Genomic DNA, 18,214 nt, shown 5'->3' with positions numbered 1-18,214 from the left:
GAAAGGCTCAGGATCACAGAAAAGCTAAGTATAAAAAAATTCAAAATAACAAAAAGAAAATAATTATAAATTCAAACTGATTCAATATAAAAGGAGAGAACTTAATTTGGCTGGTGCGCAGGGACAAAAAGGATTGATAGGAGAATTAGCCCTCGGTATATTCGTACTCGGGCTTATTGTAATTCTTATCGTTGAATTGCCTCCCTGGATTATAGATATTTTTATCAGTTTAAATATTACTCTTGGAATAATCCTTATGGCCATGTCGCTTTATGTACAAAGACCTCTTGATATGGCTGCTTTTCCATCTGTTATTCTGATAGGAACACTATTTAGGCTTGTACTTTCAATTGCTGCAACAAGAGCTATCCTTACAAAAGCGGAGGCGGGGAATGTTATCCACACCTTTGGGGAGTTCGTAACAGGGGGAAGCCTTATTGTAGGCTTTGTAATATTCCTCATTATTACGATTGTTCAGTTTATAGTAATCACCAAAGGTTCTGAACGTATAGCTGAAGTTTCTGCAAGGTTCGCCCTCGATGCTATGCCCGGTAAACAGATGACCATTGACTCCGATTTTAATCAGGGGCTTATTTCTCCTGAAGAAGCTATTAAAAAAAGGGAAGATCTTCAAAGAGAATCATCTCTGTACGGTGCTCTTGACGGTGCTATGAAGTTTGTAAAAGGGGATACAATTGCCGGTATTATTATTACAGTAATAAATATTATAGGGGGATTAGCTGTAGGCGTTTTAACAATGGGGATGCAGCCTGCTGATGCTGTTGATACCTTCACAAAGCTGACAATAGGTGATGGTCTTTCTGCCCAGCTTCCTTCATTATTAATGGCTATATCCTGCGGTATCACAATGACAAGGACTACAGCTTCAAGCACAAGTTTGGCAAGAGATATAATTGCGCAGGTTTCAAATAAACCGAACAGCTTATGGCTGGCTGGCAGCTTTCTTTTATTTATCGCTCTTACTTCATATTGGACAGGTTTTCCGTGGTTAACGTTTGCAGTTTTAGCAGGAATTCTTTTCTTCACTGCCTTTACTGTTCTTATTCAGCACGATGTACAAAGTCAATATCATGAATTGGAATCCGTAAAACAAAACATGCAGGATCTTGTTAATCCTAATAAGATGTATGAAAGACTGGGCGTTGATATTTTAAGTTTACAAGTCGGAAATGAGCTTCTTTCAATAGCTGATCCGGAACAAGAAGGACAGCTTCTCGCTAAAATTGCGGCTCTAAGACAAAGAATGACCGATGAATTCGGATATATTATTCCAAGCATCAGAATTATGGACAGCACAGCCCTTAGTGACAACGAATATTTGATTTCAATAAGGAATAACCCTGTATCAACAGGATTAGTTTATCCTGACAGACTCATGGTTATAGCAGACCAATGGGAAAGCTTTGGTAAAGAAGTACCCAACGACGTTGTGACAGGTGTAGACCCGACTTATCAGCAACCTGTTTACTGGATAAAGCCTGATCAGATAAAAGAAGGTGAGCAAATTATGACTATTGATGCCACCGATGCAATTATTTCTCATCTTCAAGACAGTTTACGCAGATATGTAGACGAAATAATGACAAAAACAGATATTATCAAGCTTATGGAACTTGTTAAAACTCAAGATCCGACACTTATTAATGATCTTGTCCCTGCTATTATTTCAACCAGCGACCTGCGTAAGATATTCGTTAATCTGTTACGCGAAAAAGTTTCCATTAAGGATATTATATTTATATTCGAAAGACTTTGCGACTTTGCCAGATTCTCCAAAGAACCTGATATTCTTTCAGAAAGACTTCGTGCCGCGCTTGGAAGACAGATATGTCTTGGCAATGCAACTGATGACAAAGTTCTTCATGTTGTCACACTTTCGCAGGAATGGGAAAAAGTCCTTGATGATTCCTGCCAGAGAACAGAACTTGGTACTATGTTCCTGCTAAATCCTCTACAGGTTCAGGAATTAATTGAATACGCCGCAACTGTTCTTATGAGAGCGCACCAAACAATAGGCCAGCAGCCTGTAATACTTTGTTCGCCAAGAATCAGGCTTCCTTTATACCAACTGCTTGAAAGACATATTCCTACTGTTGTAGTGCTTTCCTACAGTGAGCTTATAACTGATATCAGGGTAGAACAAGTCGACATAATCGGCGAAGAAACAATGAGTTACAGTTAATAACCGTAACTGTCTATTCTCGAAAAGGATTTAATTATGCAACAAATCTCAAAAGACAAGATTTCTCAAATAAAAGATAAGGCTCTCGACATAATCAATAACACAGAAACCTTTCAATACAAGGGAACTGTGTCAAAACTTCTCGGTCTTACTGTAGAGGCAAAACTTCCGGGATTAAAAATAGGCGATTTATGTTTTATAGAAACGGCAGACGGTTCCAGAAAACCTGCTGAAGTAGTTGCATTCAAAGGGGATGCTGCCCAGATGCTTCTTCTTTATGACGGAGGCGGAATTGCGCAGGGAAGCTTAGTTACTTCCACAGGAAAACCCATTATGATTCCTGTAGGCGATTTTTTGCTGGGAAGATTGATAAATCCTCTTGGCGCACCTCTTGACGGCAGACCTTTAGATACATCAAACGCAAAATTTGTTTCTGTAGAAAATTCCCCTCCTGACGCATTTACCCGTCCGATTATAAAAAATAAGTTTTCTACCGGAATAAGAGCTATAGACGGAATGCTTACTCTTGGGGCAGGACAGAGAATGGGGCTTTTTGCAGGGAGCGGAGTAGGCAAAAGCACCATGCTGGGGATGATTGCAAGAAATTCGGAAGCTGATGTAAACGTAATGGCGCTCATTGGAGAACGAGGAAGAGAAGTTAAAGAGTTTATAGAAAATTCTCTCGGCCCTGAAGGCATGAAAAAATCCGTTCTTGTTTGTTCAACAGGAGATCAGCCGCCTCTTATCAGGATGAAAGCTCTTCAAACTGCTACTGCTGTCTGCGAACACTTCAGAGATCAAGGGAAAAAAGTCTTTTTAATGACGGACACAGTTACAAGATGCGCTATGGCAGGAAGAGAAGTAGGACTTTCTATCGGGGAGCCTCCTACCATGAAAGGCTATCCGCCTTCAATATTTTCATGGCTTCAAAAAATTCTTGAAAGATCCGGTGCAAGCCCAAAAGGCTCAATTACAGCCCTTTATACGGTACTTATGGAAGGTGATGACATTAATGACCCTGTTGTTGATACAGTCAGAGGAATTGTAGACGGTCACATCTTTCTTAACCGTAAAGTTGCAGAAATGAACCATTACCCTGCTATTGACGTTTTAGGAAGCGTCAGCAGGCTTTTTACCGAAATATGCGATCAGGAACACATGGAGGCTACTGCCAAAATGCGTAAAATGCTTGCTATGTATAGAGAAAACAAAGATTTAATTGACGTAGGCATGTATCAACCCGGCTCAAATCCGCAATTGGATCTCGCTATCCAAATGATGCCAACAATTAATGCCTTTTTACAGCAAAGAACTTCTGATTCTGTAAACATGGACGGTACGATAAATACCTTAAAACAAATGATGGCAAATATTGATATTTAAAATATCATCTCTTAAATATTAAGGATATATCCGCCGTTTTCAGCATTAACAAGAATATTTCCCGCAATTTTTTTTCTTAAATTTCTAATGTACTTATAAACATAATCATTAGGCAGGTTTAAAATTTTTGCGATTTCATTTGCAAATACTTTTCTTTTTTTGTTCTTGAAGAAATAATTAAAAACCACTTCTTCTCTTTTATTCAATTTTTCTTTAAAAGAAATTTTTATTTCTATGTCAGGTTTTTGAGGTGCTTCAACTACTTCAGCCACTTCAACTACTTTTTTGCTGACTATATCATGAAGGTCGTTAGTTTCTTTTTTTTCAGCAGAGACAACTTTACCGAGTCTTTTTGCATAATCTTCGAGTGTTATTCTTTCTGTAGACCTTCTCCAATTAATAATATCTTCTTTTGTCAAAACTGCTGTCATATTTTACTCCTTTGCTTTATCTTTTCATTTAATGTTGAGTTCAACAAACTTATATACTAAACAGATTTATGATATGTTTACATATATAGTAAAAACCTAAAATTAAACAAAATTGCGTTTTTTTATATAAAATTAATGTTTTGTAATAAATTTCTTCATAATACAAATTTATTAAAACATAAAAATTTACGGATTATTACTTATATTTATAAGTTTACGTTATAATGTAACAAAATATTTTCAATATAAGATAAATGATAAATGAAAAATATTTTCAACGATATTTACAAAAACAAAAAAATTTTAATCACCGGTCATACCGGGTTTAAAGGGTCATGGCTAAGCTTATGGCTCACGATTCTTGGCGCTGAAGTTATCGGCTTTTCTCTGAAACCCAATACTTCTCCGAACCTGTTTAATGTCCTGGGTCTTGAAAAGCATTTGACAAGCATTAAAGGGGATATAAGAAACAAAGAATCTCTTGAAAAGCTTTTAAACAAATATAAGCCTGATTTTATATTTCATCTTGCAGCCCAGCCTCTTGTAAGATTTTCTTATCAGGAGCCGCTATTGACTTTTGAAACAAACATAATGGGTACCATAAACCTTTTTGAAGCCGTAAGGAAAAGCAATTTTGAAGGTGTAGTTGTAAATATAACAAGTGACAAATGCTATGAAAATAACGAGCAGCAAAAAAATGATAATCGTTTTAAGGAAAATGACCCGATGGGAGGATATGATCCTTATAGCGCAAGCAAAGGAGCTTCTGAAATAGTTTCTTCGGCTTACCGAAATTCTTTCTTTAATCCGAAAAATTACAGCCTTTCCCATAAAGTCGCTCTGGCTTCTGCAAGAGCCGGCAATGTTATAGGAGGCGGCGACTGGGCAGAAGATCGGCTTGTTCCTGATATTGTCAGAGCCTTATATGAAAACAAAGAAATAATTATCAGAAATCCTCATGCCATAAGACCATGGCAACACGTTATTGAATGTATTTCAGGATATTTGACTCTCGGGGCTAAACTTTTTGAAAATCCTATTGAATATTCTGAAGGTTGGAATTTTGGTTCTGATGAAAACAGCACTATGACTGTAGAAGAAATTATTTTAAAATCTCTTGAGCTTTGGGGCTGCGGTACTTACAAAATAATTCCCGAAAAAATTATGAAAGAAGCAGCTTTCCTAAAACTTGATATCGGCAAAGCAAAAGAAAAATTGGGATGGCAGCCGGTTTATGATATTAACAGTTCGCTTGAAAAAACCATAAACTGGTATAAAAACTATTATTTTCAGCAGGCTGATATGTTTGATTTTACAAAAAACCAACTGGAGGATTATGCTAAAATTATTAGTAGCATAAACTTGTCCCGCTGAGGACTTTAGCCCTAAAAACGATAAAAAATAAAGGATACTTAAATTGCTTGATAAAACCTTACGAAATTCAATAAAATTCCTTGCCGGTATTTATTACAAAAACATAAAAAAGAAGCAAAAATCCAATTATATTCCTGCTTCAGGAAAAGTTCTTGACGAAAAAGAGTTATTTAACATGATTGATGCAAGCCTTGATATGTGGCTCACAACAGGGCGTTTCAATGATGAATTCGAAAAAAAACTTTCCCGTTTTTTGAATATCAAGCATTGTTTGACCACAAATTCAGGATCTTCGGCAAATTTGCTTGCTTTAACAGCTCTAACTTCTTACCAGCTTGGAGAAAAACGCCTGAAAAAAGGTGATGAAGTTATAACTGTCGCAGCCGGTTTTCCGACAACCATAAATCCTATTATCCAGAACGGTTTAATTCCTGTTTTTGTGGATATTGAAATTAATTCCTGCAATATTAAAGTTGAAGAAATAGAAAAATCCATTACAAAAAAAACCAAAGCAATTTTTATTGCACACACTCTCGGAAATCCGTTTAATCTGGAGAAAGTTTTAGAAATTTGCGAAAAACATAATTTATGGCTTATAGAAGACAGTTGTGATGCTCTCGGCGCAAAATTTAATAACAAATATACGGGAACAGTCGGACATATCGGAACTTTCAGCTTTTATCCCGCACATCACATAACTATGGGGGAAGGTGGAGCTGTTGTAACAAATGACAGCCAGCTTTACAAAACCCTGCTTTCTTTCAGGGATTGGGGTCGAGATTGCTGGTGTTCTCCGGGAAAAGACGATACCTGCAAAAAAAGATTCTGTTATCAGTCAGGTAACCTTCCTTACGGATATGATCATAAATATATTTATTCAAACTCGGGATACAACTTAAAAATAACTGACTGGCAGGCTTCTATTGCCTGTGCACAAATAAATAAGCTTGAAAGTTTTATCCAAAAAAGAAACAGGAATTATAAAATTCTTTATGAAAGTTTAAAAAAATTCGAAGATTATTTTATTTTACCCGAATTTTTGCCTGAATCAGAACCTTCATGGTTTGGCTTTTTGCTTTCAATAAAAGAAAATGCCGGTTTTAATCGTCTGGAATTAATTAAATTCCTTGAAGAAAACAATGTCGGAACCCGATTACTTTTTTCGGGGAATATTTTAAGGCAGCCCGTTTTTGTACACAACCATTTTCCCTTGAGAATAAATAATTCTGATGTTTTATATTCTGATGAACTCTTAGAAGAACATTATAAAACTCTGCCAAACACTGAATTTATTATGAATAATACTTTTTGGATAGGCGTCTGGCCGGGTATTGAAGAAAAAGACCTGAATTATATAATAAATATTTTTCACAATTTTATACAAAAAGCAGGTAAAAAGTGAAGAAAGTTGATGAGTGTGTTGCTTGTGCTTCAAAACAAATAATAAATTTTAAAGCCTTTATTTCTCCTTTCATAGCCGAAAGAATATGGGGAAATAACATTTCAGATATTAATTTGTCATGGTGCAAAAACTGTGATTTTGCTTTTTACAATCCAAGATTAGAAGAAAATGAAGCCCGAGTCTTGTATAAAAATTACAGGGATAAAGATTATCAGCAGCAGCGCTACAAGCATGAGCCTTATTATACAAGCAAAATTAACGATTTAATCGGAAATAATGAAACTGAAATTGCAAACAGAAAAGCTAATCTTTTCAGGATACTTAATAAAAATATTGATATTTCCGAAATTAAAAATATATTGGATTTTGGGGGAGATAAAGGGCAATTTATCATTGATGAAGCGGCTGATGCAAATAAATTTGTTTTTGAAATCTCGGGAGTTAAGCCGCTTGATAATATTGTTAAACTCAACAACTATAATGAGTGTAAAAAACATAGCTATGACTTGATAATGTGCTGTCATGTGCTTGAACATGTGCCTTATCCTTCCGAAATAATACAAAATATTAAAGACTTATCGAATAAAAATACGGTTTTATATATTGAAATTCCTCTGGAGTTTCCTTTTGTTTACGACAACCTTTCTCGATTTAAAAAAATTATCAGGAGCATTTCTTTCTTAAATCCTTTTCTTTCCAATCTGGAAGAAGCTTTCAACAAACGCAAAGCTCTATTAATCGACAATCAAGATGATTTAAAAAATTCCGGATACATAAATAAAATTTTTTCTGATATTCCAAAATATATAAATAAAATTTTGTCTTTAAGCAGGTTTTATATGAATGAGCATATTAATTTTTTCACACCAAAATCATTAGAAAAAATATTGGAGATTAACGGCTTTGATAATATTTCAACCGAAATAAAAGAAATAGACTGCGGCTGGATAAATTATAAAGCGATATGCTGTTTAGCCAAAATTTCTAACAAATAGATAAATATTATAATTTTAAGGAAAAGAACTTGAATTTAACAAAGAAAAAAATTTTATTGACAGGCTCAAACGGTTTTATCGGGAAAAATATTCTTGAATCATATCTTGCTGAAAAATATTTTTTAATTGCTCCTCCCAGAGACGAACTTGATCTTGGAAATGAAAAAAGTGTTGATCAATTTTTTTCGGAAAACAAAGTTGATTTTGTTATCCATGCTGCCTGCAAGGCCGGTCACAGAAATGCAAAAGACACTACAAATATCTTTTTTGAAAATACAAAGATGTTTTTTAATCTTATAAAACACTCGGATAAATTTCAAAGAATGATAAATTTAGGCTCAGGCGCAATTTACGATTCGAGAAACTATAAACCTAAAATGAAAGAAGAATATTTCGGGGAAAATATTCCGCAGGACGAACATGGTTTTTGCAAATACGTTGTTGGAAAATATATAGAAGCGGATTGCGAGCAGAGGCTGGAGCGAGGAGGCGATGAGCCTTCGGCCGGAATGCCGTTTAAGGCGAGCAACCAAGCCGTCATTAAAGTTGTTGATTTAAGGATTTTGGGAATTTTTGGAAAATATGAAGACTATGCTATAAGATTTATCTCCAATGCAATATGCAAGACTCTTTTTGACCTGCCTGTTACAATAAAACAAAATCGCAAATTTGATTATCTTTATATAAATGATTTAATGCCGATACTTGAATATTTTATTGAAAATAAGCCAAAATATAATGCATATAATATTACCCCTGATAAATCAATCGAACTTTATGAGCTGGCTGAAAAAGTTAAAAAAATATCGGGGAAAAATCTGCCTGTTTTTATTAAAGAAAAAGGGTTAGGTCTTGAATACAGCGCAGATAATTCAAGGTTAAAAAACGAATTTCATGAATTGAATTTTACAGAAATTGATAAAGCAATAAAAGAGTTATATGAATGGTATAATCAAAACCATAAGCTAATTAACAGAGAATATCTACTTTTTGACAAATAAACAGGATGAGTGAGAAATGAATATTAATATATTTGAAGATTTATTTGTTTTTGAAATGTCCAATAATCACTGGGGAAACTTAGACCGCGGGTTAAAGATAATTACCGATTTTTCAAGAATCGTAAGATTTAATAATATTAGAGCAGCTATTAAGCTCCAACTCAGGGATGTTGATAATTTTATCCATAAAGATTTTCTTGATAGAAATGACATAAGGTACATAAAGAAAACTCTCGATACAAAAATGTCTGATAAAGGCTATGAAACACTGGTTAATGCAATCAAAAAAGGAGGCTGTTTGACGATGGCAACTCCTTTTGACGAAAAATCAGTTGATTTATGCGTTAATCTCGGGATGCATATTTTAAAAATAGCAAGCTCAGATATAAATGACTGGGTGCTTATTGAAAAAATTGCATCTGCAAAAAAACCTGTAATTGTTTCGACAGGCGGTTCTTCATTAAAAGATATTGACGATATTGTTACTTTTTTCACTAAAAGAAACATCCCGATTGCTTTAAATCATTGTGTTTCCATTTATCCGTCAGAGCATTACGAACTTGAATTAAACCAGATAGATTTCTTAAAAAACAGATACCCCGACCTTACTATCGGTTTTTCTACCCATGAGTATAACGAAACTCTGGAATCTTCAATATTGATTGCTTATGCAAAAGGCGCAAGAACTTTTGAAAGACATATCGATATAAATTATGAAGAAAATCCCGTATCGGATTATTGTTCTCTGCCCGAAGACGCAGATAAATGGATTAAAGCTTTTTACAAAGCAAGAGAAATTTGCGGAGGAAGCTCTGTTCAGAGAAGACTGCTGCCAAGAAAAGAAATTCAATATCTTGATACCCTTGTAAGAGGCGTTTATGCAAAAAAAGACCTGCCGGAAGGTCATATTATCTCAGAAAAAGACATTTATCTTGCAATACCCCTTCAAAAAGGACAAATTTCGTGCAGAGAACTGATGAGCGGGGAAGTTTTGCTTAAAGCCTGCAAAAAAGATTCTCCTGTAATGATAGACACCATCGACAGCCCATATGCGGAGAACGGGACGCTAAAAAAACTTATTTACAACAGAGGCTTGTAGTGTCTGTGAAAAATATAAGTTTTTCAGAAAAAATTCAAAGAATAGGAACGGCTGAAGAAATAAAATCTTCTATAATCAAACCTTATGAAAATATTTTGAATAATCTTCAGGAAGTTTATGTATTTGGAGCAAAAGAACTGGGAAAAAGTTTTCAGGAATTCTTTTCTCGAGCAGGAGTTAAAGTTTTAGGTTTTATTGATAATAATCCTGATAAACAAAATCAGGAATTTTACGGCTATAAAGTCATTAATATAAACAGACTTCTCGAAAAAAAAGACGATATTACTGTTATCATTGCTTCTATTAATTATTTATATGAAATTAACCTGCAATTAAAAGAACTTGGCTTTAAAAAAGTTATTCCATGTCCTGTATTTTATGTTTTCAATAAAGATATTTACAACGCAGAACCTTCTTTTGAGGGACTTATAGAGGATTTGGCGAGCAACAAGCAAAAATATCTTAATCTTTATAACCTTCTTGAAGACGAAAAGTCTAAAAAAGTTCTGGAAACCATAGCGAATTTCAGATTAACTTTTAATTTTTCACTTTATAATTCAATTTTAGACAAAAATCAATATTTCGAAGAGTCTTTTTTGAATTTTGGAGAAAACGATATTTTTATTGACGGCGGCGGTTTTGATGGAGATACTGCCTTAAATTTCATTAAAAAAGTAAATAACAAATACAAAAAAATATTGTTTTTTGAGCCGGACAAAGAATCATTTTTAAAAGCTAAAGAAAATTTAAAAAATGCTCAAAATATTGATTTTTTTAACAAGGGTTTGTATTCAAAATCAGCTGTTTTCAGGTTTAATTCCTCAGGCGGCCTTGGAAGCACTATAGATCAAGACGGAAATACAAAAATAGAAGTGGCTTCCATTGACGAAATTTTAAATGAAAAAGCTGATCATATAAAGATGGACATTGAAGGCGCAGAACTGGAAGCTTTAAAAGGCGCAAAAAAACAGATTGAACAGGGAGTTCAGCTGGCTGTTTCTCTTTATCACAAGAGTCACGATATATGGGAAATCCCTGAATACATTAAAAAAATTAATCCTGACTACAAATTTTATCTCAGGCACTACACAAATACGGTTTTTGATACGATTTTATATGCTGTAACATAATAAATAAAAGGAATATTATGAAATTTATTAGTATTGTAACCCCTTGTTTAAACGAAGAAGGCAATATCAGAGAAATTTATACCAGAATAAAAGCTGTTTTTGACAATTTGCCGGATTATAAATATGAACATATCTTTATTGATAATGCATCTGACGATAAAACAATCGAAATCTTAAAAGAAATAGCCAAAGAAGATAAAAATATTAAAATAATTATTAATACAAGAAATTTTGGACAGGTGCGCTCTCCAATGCATGCAATTTTACACGCAAAAGGAGATGCGGTTATAAGCCTGTGCAGCGATCTGGAAGATCCTCCCGAATTAATACCGGAATTTATAAAAAAATGGGAAGAAGGTCATAAACTTGTTTTAGGAATTAAAAAAAGCACTAAAGACAGTTTTTTAATGTTTTTATGCAGAAAAATTTTTTACAGACTAATGGAAATTTTATCAGATTCGGGAGTCAAACAGATAAAAAATTTCACCGGATTTGGCTTATATGACAAAGAAATTATAGAATTAATGAGAAAAGTCGATGATCCATGCCCTTATATAAGAGGTCTTATTGGAGATATCGGCTTTGAGCCTGCTTTTATTCCTTTTGACAAGCCCGCAAGAAAAAGAGGTTTAACTAAAAATAATTTTTATACTTTATACGATATGGCAATACTGGGGATAACAAGTTATTCAAAAATCCCTTTAAGAATCGCCACTTTAGCCGGTTTTTCTCTTTCAATCCTTTCTTTGTTTGTTGCAATATGTTATTTTATTGCCAAAATCTTATTCTGGTACAGTTTCCCGATGGGAACAGCTCCAATCTTAATCAGTTTATTTTTCTTTTCATCTGTTCAACTGTTTTTTATCGGAGTAATAGGTGAATATATCGGATTTATTCACACAAGACAGTTAAAAAGACCTCTTGTTTTTGAAAAAGAAAGAATCAACTTTGATGATTAAAACCTTAATTTTTAAAAAACCTATTATTTTATACCCTCACCCCCCAGCCCCCTCTCCCTGAAGGGAAATGGGGCTAAAACCGTTTTTTGGCTCGCTTTCCGTCCGCAAAGCGGACTCGCTCGCCTTTTTTCTTTTTTATATTAAAAATATTTATCGTTTAATTTTTAAATTGGTATAATCAAAAAATGATTAAAATAACTGACTATATAGTAAAAAGACTTGAAGAATACGGAATAAAACATGTTTTTATGATTTCCGGCGGCGGAGCTATGCATCTTAACGACTCTTTCGGTCAATCGGAAAAAATTAAATATATTTGCAACCATCATGAACAGGCTTCTGCAATTGCAGCAGAAGGCTATGCAAGAATAAAAGGCGGACTTTCCGTTGTATGTGTAACTACAGGCCCGGGAGGCATAAATACTTTGAACGGAGTATTAGGGCAATGGACTGACAGCGTCCCTGTTTTATATATTTCCGGTCAGGTAAAAACCGAAACTCTTAAAACTTCTTACCCTGAACTTAATTTAAGGCAGCTTGGCGATCAGGAAGCCGATATTATAAGCCTTGTTAAACCGATAACAAAATTCGCGGAGCAAATAAAAAATCCTCTGGATGTTAAAAGGATTCTAGACGAGGCAATTCACGCAGCCGTTAACGGTCGTCCCGGTCCAGTTTGGATAGATGTCCCTATGGACATTCAAGGAGCTTTTATAAACGAAGAGAAATTCTTTAAATTTTCTGACTGTCATTGCGAGCAAACTCCTCTAAATGACTATACAAAACTTGTCCTCAAAGAAATTAAAAAAGCAAAAAGACCTTTAATCGTTGCAGGAAACGGAATAAATATTTCTAAGACAAGAGAAGTTTTTTTAAGCTTTCTTGAAGAAGTAAAGATTCCTGTTGTAACAACTCATAACGGTTTTGATACAATTGCTTCAGAACATCCGTTATATATCGGAAGAATAGGCACAATAGGACAAAGAGCAGGAAATTTTGCCCTTCAGAATGCCAATTTAATAATTTTTCTCGGCACTCGCAATAACATCAGACAAATAAGTTATGATTGGAAAAATTTTGGCAAAAAAGCTAAAAAAATAGTTGTTGATATTGATTCTGCGGAGCTTAATAAACCGACTTTAAAACCTGATATTGCTATAAATACTGATTTAAAAGATTTTTTACCCGCTACCCTTAAGCAAATTGAGGATAACGATGTTGTTTTTCCTGATTTTTCGCAATGGGTAAGCTGGTGCAAGGAAAGAAAAGAAAAATATCCTGTAGTCCTTTCTGAATATAAAAATGCGCAAAATGCTGTCAATCCTTATTATTTCATGGAAACTCTTACTAAATGCCTTTCTGAAAAAAGCATTACGGTTACAGGAAATGGCACAGCAAGTGTATGTGCTTTTCAGGCTTCTGTCGTCAAAAAAAACCAGAGGTTTATATTAAACTCAGGGTGCGCCTCCATGGGATATGACTTGCCTGCAGCTATCGGAGCATGTTTTGCCAACGAAAAAAAAGATGTGGTCTGCATAGCCGGAGATGGCAGTTTAATGATGAATATTCAAGAACTACAGACTGTTTATCACCATAATCTGCCTATAAAACTGTTTATTCTTAATAATAATGGCTATATATCAATAAAACAGACACAAAATAATTTTTTTAACGGACGTATGGTTGCATCAGGAAAGGAGTCAGGTGTTAGCTTCCCTGATTTTATTAAAATTGCGGAAGCTTTTAGTTTGCCTACCGCAAAAATCAACGGACAGAACAACTTAATAGAAGAAATAGAAAAGGTTTTGGCAACACAAGGTCCTGTTGTATGCGAAGTTATTCTTCAAAATGATTATATATTTCAGCCAAAACATTCTTCCGAAAAGCTTCCTGACGGAAAAATAGTCTCAAAGCCTCTTGAAGATATGTATCCGTTTCTTGATAGAGATGAATTTAAAGAAAACATGCCGGATTATACTAACTAAAAAGAAACAACCAGATGAAAAAAATCTTTATTATAAAAACAGGTGAGCGAGTCGCCGCAGGCGACGAAAAGCGAGCCAAAAAACTAACTCTAGCCCCCTCCCTTGAGGGAGGGGGTTGGGGGTGGGTGTAAATAATGATTTATTAAAAATTTTTTTAAAAAGGCATAAAAATGAAAACACAATTAAAAAATCTATTTTCAGACAAAAATATTGAAATATATTCGCTTGTATATATTATTATTCCTTACTTAATCTTTGCTTTTGGCTGGTTAAAGCTCCCTCTGGCCTTTATTTTGTCTGTTTTAATCGCCATTTCGGCTTTTTTATATACAAAAGAGCTTTATAACAGGAAAGTTTTTCTTCAAAACAAAAATTTAAAATACTTTTTAATCACCATAGTGATTTTGCTCTTATGGTGCTTATTATCAGGAATGGGAGGGTTTGGATTCCAGAACAATCCTGACTGGGAAAAAAATAATGCAATCTTTCATGATTTATTCCTTTATAAATGGCCTGTAATTTATAAAGATTACTCTCTTGTTTATTATTTAGGCTATTATTTGCCAATAGGTCTTGTTATGAAGTTGTTTGGCTGGAATATAGGCTATTTGTTTTCTCTTTTATGGGGTTTTTCAGGATTAATGCTGGTTGTTTACTGGCTAAAAAGACTTTCTGGAAGTTTTTCACCGCTTATTATCCTGTTTTTTGTGTTTTTTAGCGGTTTGGATATTCTAGGTTTAATTATAAAATTCTCTCTCTTTCCCGACCCTGAAACACTTTCTCATTTTAAACATGTGGGATGTATTGAATGGTGGGCAGAATTTTTTCAATTCAGCTCAATGACAACCACTCTTTTCTGGGTTCCTCAATATGCAATACAGGGCTGGCTTTTGACAGGACTTGTTTTGAACAATATTCAAAATCATAATTCTTCAAAAAATTTACTATTTTTGTGGGCTTTGTGTATTTTCGGGGTTCCGTTTATTTTTCTGGCAATAACCCCGATAATTATTGCGGGAATTTATAAAACAGGTAGAAAAAAGCTAAAAGACTTATTTTCTTTTCAAAATTTTATTGCTGCACCTTTAATTGTTCTTGTATTTATGGCGTATTTTACGTCTAAAGCCTTTAAAGACCCCTGTAGCGCAATATCTGATTATATGCAAAACCCTTATTTTATTTTCACTTACCTGCTTTTTATCCTGATGGAATTTGGTTTATATGCCATAGTAATTCATAAATATTTCAAAAATGACATTATATGGAATATTACCTTAATTTCTATGCTCTTAATGCCTCTTGTCAGGATAGGCAGTGCAAATGACTTTGTCATGAGAGGCTCTGCCTGCTATTTATTTATACTTTTTGTCTATATTATGAAAGCTATATGGCAAAACAGCTTAAAAAAATCCGGGAAAGCTGCTTTGTTAATATTTTTCCTTATAGGCTCTTTTACGCCTTTTCTGGAAATAAAAAGATCTGTAACTCATTATTCTGCAAAAGTTCCTGTTTTATCAAAGCAGTACAGCGTAATGGGTCTTTATCAATACAGAAATAATTCACAATATTTAGGCGATAAAGAAGCTTTTTTCTGGAAGCATCTGGCAAAAAAACATTAACTTTTCGAAGCAATAATATAAATTTGCGGACCTTGTTTTATCAGGTCGTGAATAAAATAAAACAAATACGTAATATCAAAAACAATTTTTTTTCTGAAAGACAGCTCTCCTTCAAGATAATTTTTTTGAACGGCTTTAAAATTAATGTTTGTAAGGTATTTTTGGAGAGTGAAGAAAGGAAAACCCCACAAGAAAGATTTATGAATTTTAAACCCTTCGTTTTTTAGCAATAATTCAAGTTCTTTCAATTTAAAATGTTGCGTATGCCCTGTATATCTGTCTGAAGCGTGAATTTTTCCTGATTGGGTTGTCAAAATCAAAGTTCCGTTTTTATCAAGGTTGTTATGTATCCATTTTATTATGTCAGAGTACTTTTCAGTATGCTCTATCACTTCGCTGCATATAATAATATCCGGTTTTTTATCCAGAAACGGTAATTTTTCATGATAAAAATTCGGGCTGTTAAATTTTTCTTTCAGCTTAACTATAATATTTTCTGCAACATCAAAACCGCCTAACTGTTGGGTTTTTAGATTAAATTTTTCTTTGATTCCGCTTAAAACCCCGCCTTCTCCACAGCCATAGTCAAAAACAAAAGTATTTTCGTTAAATTCAAAATTTTTCAGATTGTTTATTATAAACCGTTTTCTGTGTTTGACGGTCGGATAATAAGAGTAAGCGTTTTCGGTTTTTTCCCAGTATTCGGCAGGATTATAGTTTAGTGTATCAACATCTCCTGTTAAATTCTCAACAGATGTAAGCTTATTTTCGTGATAATTCTTCTCTGTATTGATATTCCATATATTATCTTTTGTTTTTACACCATTAATAATATTTTCAACTGCAGTCATAGCTGTTAACATTGAGTGATCCATATTATTATACCTGTGCATTCCGTTTCTTCCAATCAGATATAAATTTTCAAACTTATTTAAAAACTCTTTTACTTTATCAAAGCGGTTATAAGTTCCAAAATAAGCAGGATATGCCTTTTTAAACCTGATTCTAACTGCATCGATAATATCTTTTTTGTTAATAATCCCTATTTTAGAAAGTTCATCAACTGCAAAATCAATAAATTCAGCTTCTTCCATATTCCAAAGCTCATCACCTTCGTTGCAAAAATATTCAAGACCGAGCCAAACTTTACTTGAATCCGTTACCATAAAAGGACTCCAATTATTAAAAATCTGAAGCCGTCCCAATTTCACGATTTTTTCCTGAATATATATCCAGTTATCAGGTATTAATTCATCATTATTATTTATTTCACTTTTTATTGCCAATTTATCCAGCAGCAAACCGACAGTGATAAAATCCCTGTACAATAAACCGTTTGCAACTTCGCGAACTTCTTCGGGGATAGAGCCTTCCAGAGAATTAATCAAATCTTTAACCGGCATAGTGGAAATATAATGATCTGCTTTTGCTGATATCATTTCACCGTTGGAAATATTTTCAAAAACAACCTCATAAATCTCATTATTTTGGGATTTTAGCCTTACTGCTTTGTGATTAAGATGAATTTCCCCGCCTTTTTCTTTTATAATTTTTGCTGTTTCTTCCCATAACTGACCGGGACCATGTTTGGGGTACAAGAATTGTGAAATAAGACTTGTTTCTACGTTTTTTTGACTTAAAGGGTCCGGTCTTTTAATCAAACTTTTTAAAAAATGCCCGACAGCCTTTGAGACAGAAAGACCTTTTACCCGTTGAGCTCCCCAATCCGCATTAATTTGGTTGCAGGGAATGCCCCAGACTTTTTCCGTATAATCTTTAAAAAAAGTACTGTAAAGCTCTTTTCCAAATCTATTGACGAAAAAATCCTGAAGATTTTTTTCAGCTTTTTTAGAAAAAATCTTTATTTTTAAATAACTTAACCCTATTTTTATGACCCTGAAAATTCCAAGATTTAACATAGTTTTAAAATTCAAAGAAATAGGATAATCAAAGAATTTTCCCAGAAAAAATATCCTCGAAGTCCTGTTCCTTACGAGCATAACGTTGTCATTATCATCAGCGGTTTTGCACTGCAAAGGCATAATATCTGCCCAACGGCTCATAATTCTGTCGGATTTTGAAAAAAATCGATGCCCGCCTATGTCGATTTTGTTGCCTTTGTAGTCAACTGTTCGAGAAATTCCGCCTATTATATCTGTTTCTTCATAAATAACAGGCAGTATATCAGTTTTTTCCAGCAAATCATAAGCAGCTGTGAGTCCCGCCGGACCTGCTCCAATTATAATTATTTTTTTACGTTCGTTTTGCAAAGATTTTCCCTTTAATAGCACTCATAAACATTAACATTTATGAAATTTTTGTGTTCAAGATGACTACAGTAAGTTTTTGACCTTTTCATGAATTTCCTGATTTTATTTACTCTAATATCCAGTATAGCAATGGAATAAAAATAAATTTTTTTATATTTTTTTTTGAAATATTTGAAATTTTTCTCAAGAATATCCTGATTAATGAAATCCTCGTCAGTGAGCGAAATAATATTTAAATTTTTCGTGTTTTTATTAAATTTTTCTAAATAATAACTATAAAAATAATCTGTTCCGTAGATTAAAATTAAAGAATTTTTATCAGCATTATCAAAAATATATTTTGTTGACTCGCCCCACTCCTGT

At 33.8% G+C, this 18,214-nt stretch carries 14 protein-coding genes; 11 read left to right on the top strand and 3 right to left on the bottom strand.

Annotated elements, in window-relative coordinates:
- Positions 1–106 precede the first annotated feature (106 nt).
- Positions 107–2,203: a flagellar biosynthesis protein FlhA gene (locus tag WCG23_08360; GenBank protein MEI8389883.1), complete on the top strand. Its 2,097-nt coding sequence runs from the start codon at positions 107–109 to the stop codon at positions 2,201–2,203.
- A gap of 36 nt (positions 2,204–2,239) precedes the next feature.
- The gene (locus tag WCG23_08355; GenBank protein ID MEI8389882.1) at positions 2,240–3,586 is read left to right on the top strand and encodes a FliI/YscN family ATPase; all 1,347 of its coding nucleotides are present in this window, start codon (positions 2,240–2,242) and stop codon (positions 3,584–3,586) included.
- Between the two features lie 11 nt (positions 3,587–3,597).
- Here the strand turns inward: WCG23_08355 and WCG23_08350 are convergent, their stop codons facing one another.
- Positions 3,598–4,017: a hypothetical protein gene (locus WCG23_08350; protein MEI8389881.1), complete on the bottom strand. Its 420-nt coding sequence runs from the start codon at positions 4,015–4,017 to the stop codon at positions 3,598–3,600.
- Between the two features lie 261 nt (positions 4,018–4,278).
- Between WCG23_08350 and rfbG the strand changes: the two genes are divergently transcribed.
- From rfbG to WCG23_08305, 9 genes are all read left to right on the top strand, one after another.
- On the top strand, positions 4,279–5,391 hold the full coding sequence (gene rfbG / locus WCG23_08345) for a CDP-glucose 4,6-dehydratase (GenBank protein ID MEI8389880.1): 1,113 nt from the start codon (positions 4,279–4,281) through the stop codon (positions 5,389–5,391).
- 43 nt (positions 5,392–5,434) lie between these two features.
- Positions 5,435–6,793 carry a lipopolysaccharide biosynthesis protein RfbH gene (gene rfbH, locus WCG23_08340; GenBank protein ID MEI8389879.1) on the top strand — a complete coding sequence of 453 codons (1,359 nt, stop codon included), beginning with the start codon at positions 5,435–5,437 and terminating at the stop codon, positions 6,791–6,793.
- On the top strand, positions 6,790–7,788 hold the full coding sequence (locus WCG23_08335) for a class I SAM-dependent methyltransferase (protein MEI8389878.1): 999 nt from the start codon (positions 6,790–6,792) through the stop codon (positions 7,786–7,788). The genes rfbH and WCG23_08335 overlap by 4 nt, the downstream gene beginning before the upstream one ends.
- 29 nt (positions 7,789–7,817) lie before the next feature.
- On the top strand, positions 7,818–8,789 hold the full coding sequence (locus WCG23_08330) for an NAD(P)-dependent oxidoreductase (GenBank protein ID MEI8389877.1): 972 nt from the start codon (positions 7,818–7,820) through the stop codon (positions 8,787–8,789).
- A gap of 16 nt (positions 8,790–8,805) precedes the next feature.
- Positions 8,806–9,888 (top strand): N-acetylneuraminate synthase family protein, encoded by a 1,083-nt coding sequence (locus WCG23_08325; GenBank protein MEI8389876.1) that lies wholly within the window; start codon positions 8,806–8,808, stop codon positions 9,886–9,888.
- A 5-nt stretch (positions 9,889–9,893) separates the two neighbouring features.
- Positions 9,894–11,018 carry an FkbM family methyltransferase gene (locus WCG23_08320; protein ID MEI8389875.1) on the top strand — a complete coding sequence of 375 codons (1,125 nt, stop codon included), beginning with the start codon at positions 9,894–9,896 and terminating at the stop codon, positions 11,016–11,018.
- A 17-nt stretch (positions 11,019–11,035) separates the two neighbouring features.
- Positions 11,036–11,977, top strand: coding sequence for a glycosyltransferase family 2 protein (locus WCG23_08315; GenBank protein MEI8389874.1), 942 nt, complete (start codon positions 11,036–11,038; stop codon positions 11,975–11,977).
- 185 nt (positions 11,978–12,162) lie between these two features.
- The gene (locus WCG23_08310; protein MEI8389873.1) at positions 12,163–13,962 is read left to right on the top strand and encodes a thiamine pyrophosphate-binding protein; all 1,800 of its coding nucleotides are present in this window, start codon (positions 12,163–12,165) and stop codon (positions 13,960–13,962) included.
- A gap of 170 nt (positions 13,963–14,132) precedes the next feature.
- Positions 14,133–15,581, top strand: coding sequence for a hypothetical protein (locus tag WCG23_08305; GenBank protein MEI8389872.1), 1,449 nt, complete (start codon positions 14,133–14,135; stop codon positions 15,579–15,581).
- On the opposite strand, the gene WCG23_08300 is transcribed toward WCG23_08305, so the two are convergent.
- Both WCG23_08300 and WCG23_08295 read right to left on the bottom strand, forming a co-directional pair.
- A complete protein-coding gene (locus WCG23_08300) occupies positions 15,578–17,851 on the bottom strand; it encodes an FAD-dependent oxidoreductase (protein ID MEI8389871.1) in 2,274 nt (757 codons plus the stop codon). The two genes, WCG23_08305 and WCG23_08300, sit on opposite strands and share 4 nt — an antisense overlap.
- Positions 17,852–17,862: 11 nt before the next feature.
- On the bottom strand, positions 17,863–18,214 hold a 352-nt coding region (locus WCG23_08295), incomplete at its 5' end, for a hypothetical protein (GenBank protein ID MEI8389870.1).

Source organism: bacterium (assembly GCA_037147175.1).
In the GTDB taxonomy this organism is placed as follows: Bacteria; Cyanobacteriota; Vampirovibrionia; order Gastranaerophilales; family UBA9971; genus UBA9971.
This window is presented reverse-complemented; position numbering and strand designations above follow the sequence as displayed.

Bases quoted from the DNA above. Each gene is read 5' to 3' on its own strand.
- WCG23_08355 (MEI8389882.1), top strand. From the start codon at position 2,240: ATGCAACAAATCTCAAAAGACAAGATTTCTCAAATAAAAGATAAGGCT.
- WCG23_08350 (MEI8389881.1), bottom strand. From the start codon at position 4,017: ATGACAGCAGTTTTGACAAAAGAAGATATTATTAATTGGAGAAGGTCT.
- rfbG (MEI8389880.1), top strand. From the start codon at position 4,279: ATGAAAAATATTTTCAACGATATTTACAAAAACAAAAAAATTTTAATC.
- WCG23_08325 (MEI8389876.1), top strand. From the start codon at position 8,806: ATGAATATTAATATATTTGAAGATTTATTTGTTTTTGAAATGTCCAAT.
- WCG23_08315 (MEI8389874.1), top strand. From the start codon at position 11,036: ATGAAATTTATTAGTATTGTAACCCCTTGTTTAAACGAAGAAGGCAAT.
- WCG23_08310 (MEI8389873.1), top strand. From the start codon at position 12,163: ATGATTAAAATAACTGACTATATAGTAAAAAGACTTGAAGAATACGGA.
- WCG23_08305 (MEI8389872.1), top strand. From the start codon at position 14,133: ATGAAAACACAATTAAAAAATCTATTTTCAGACAAAAATATTGAAATA.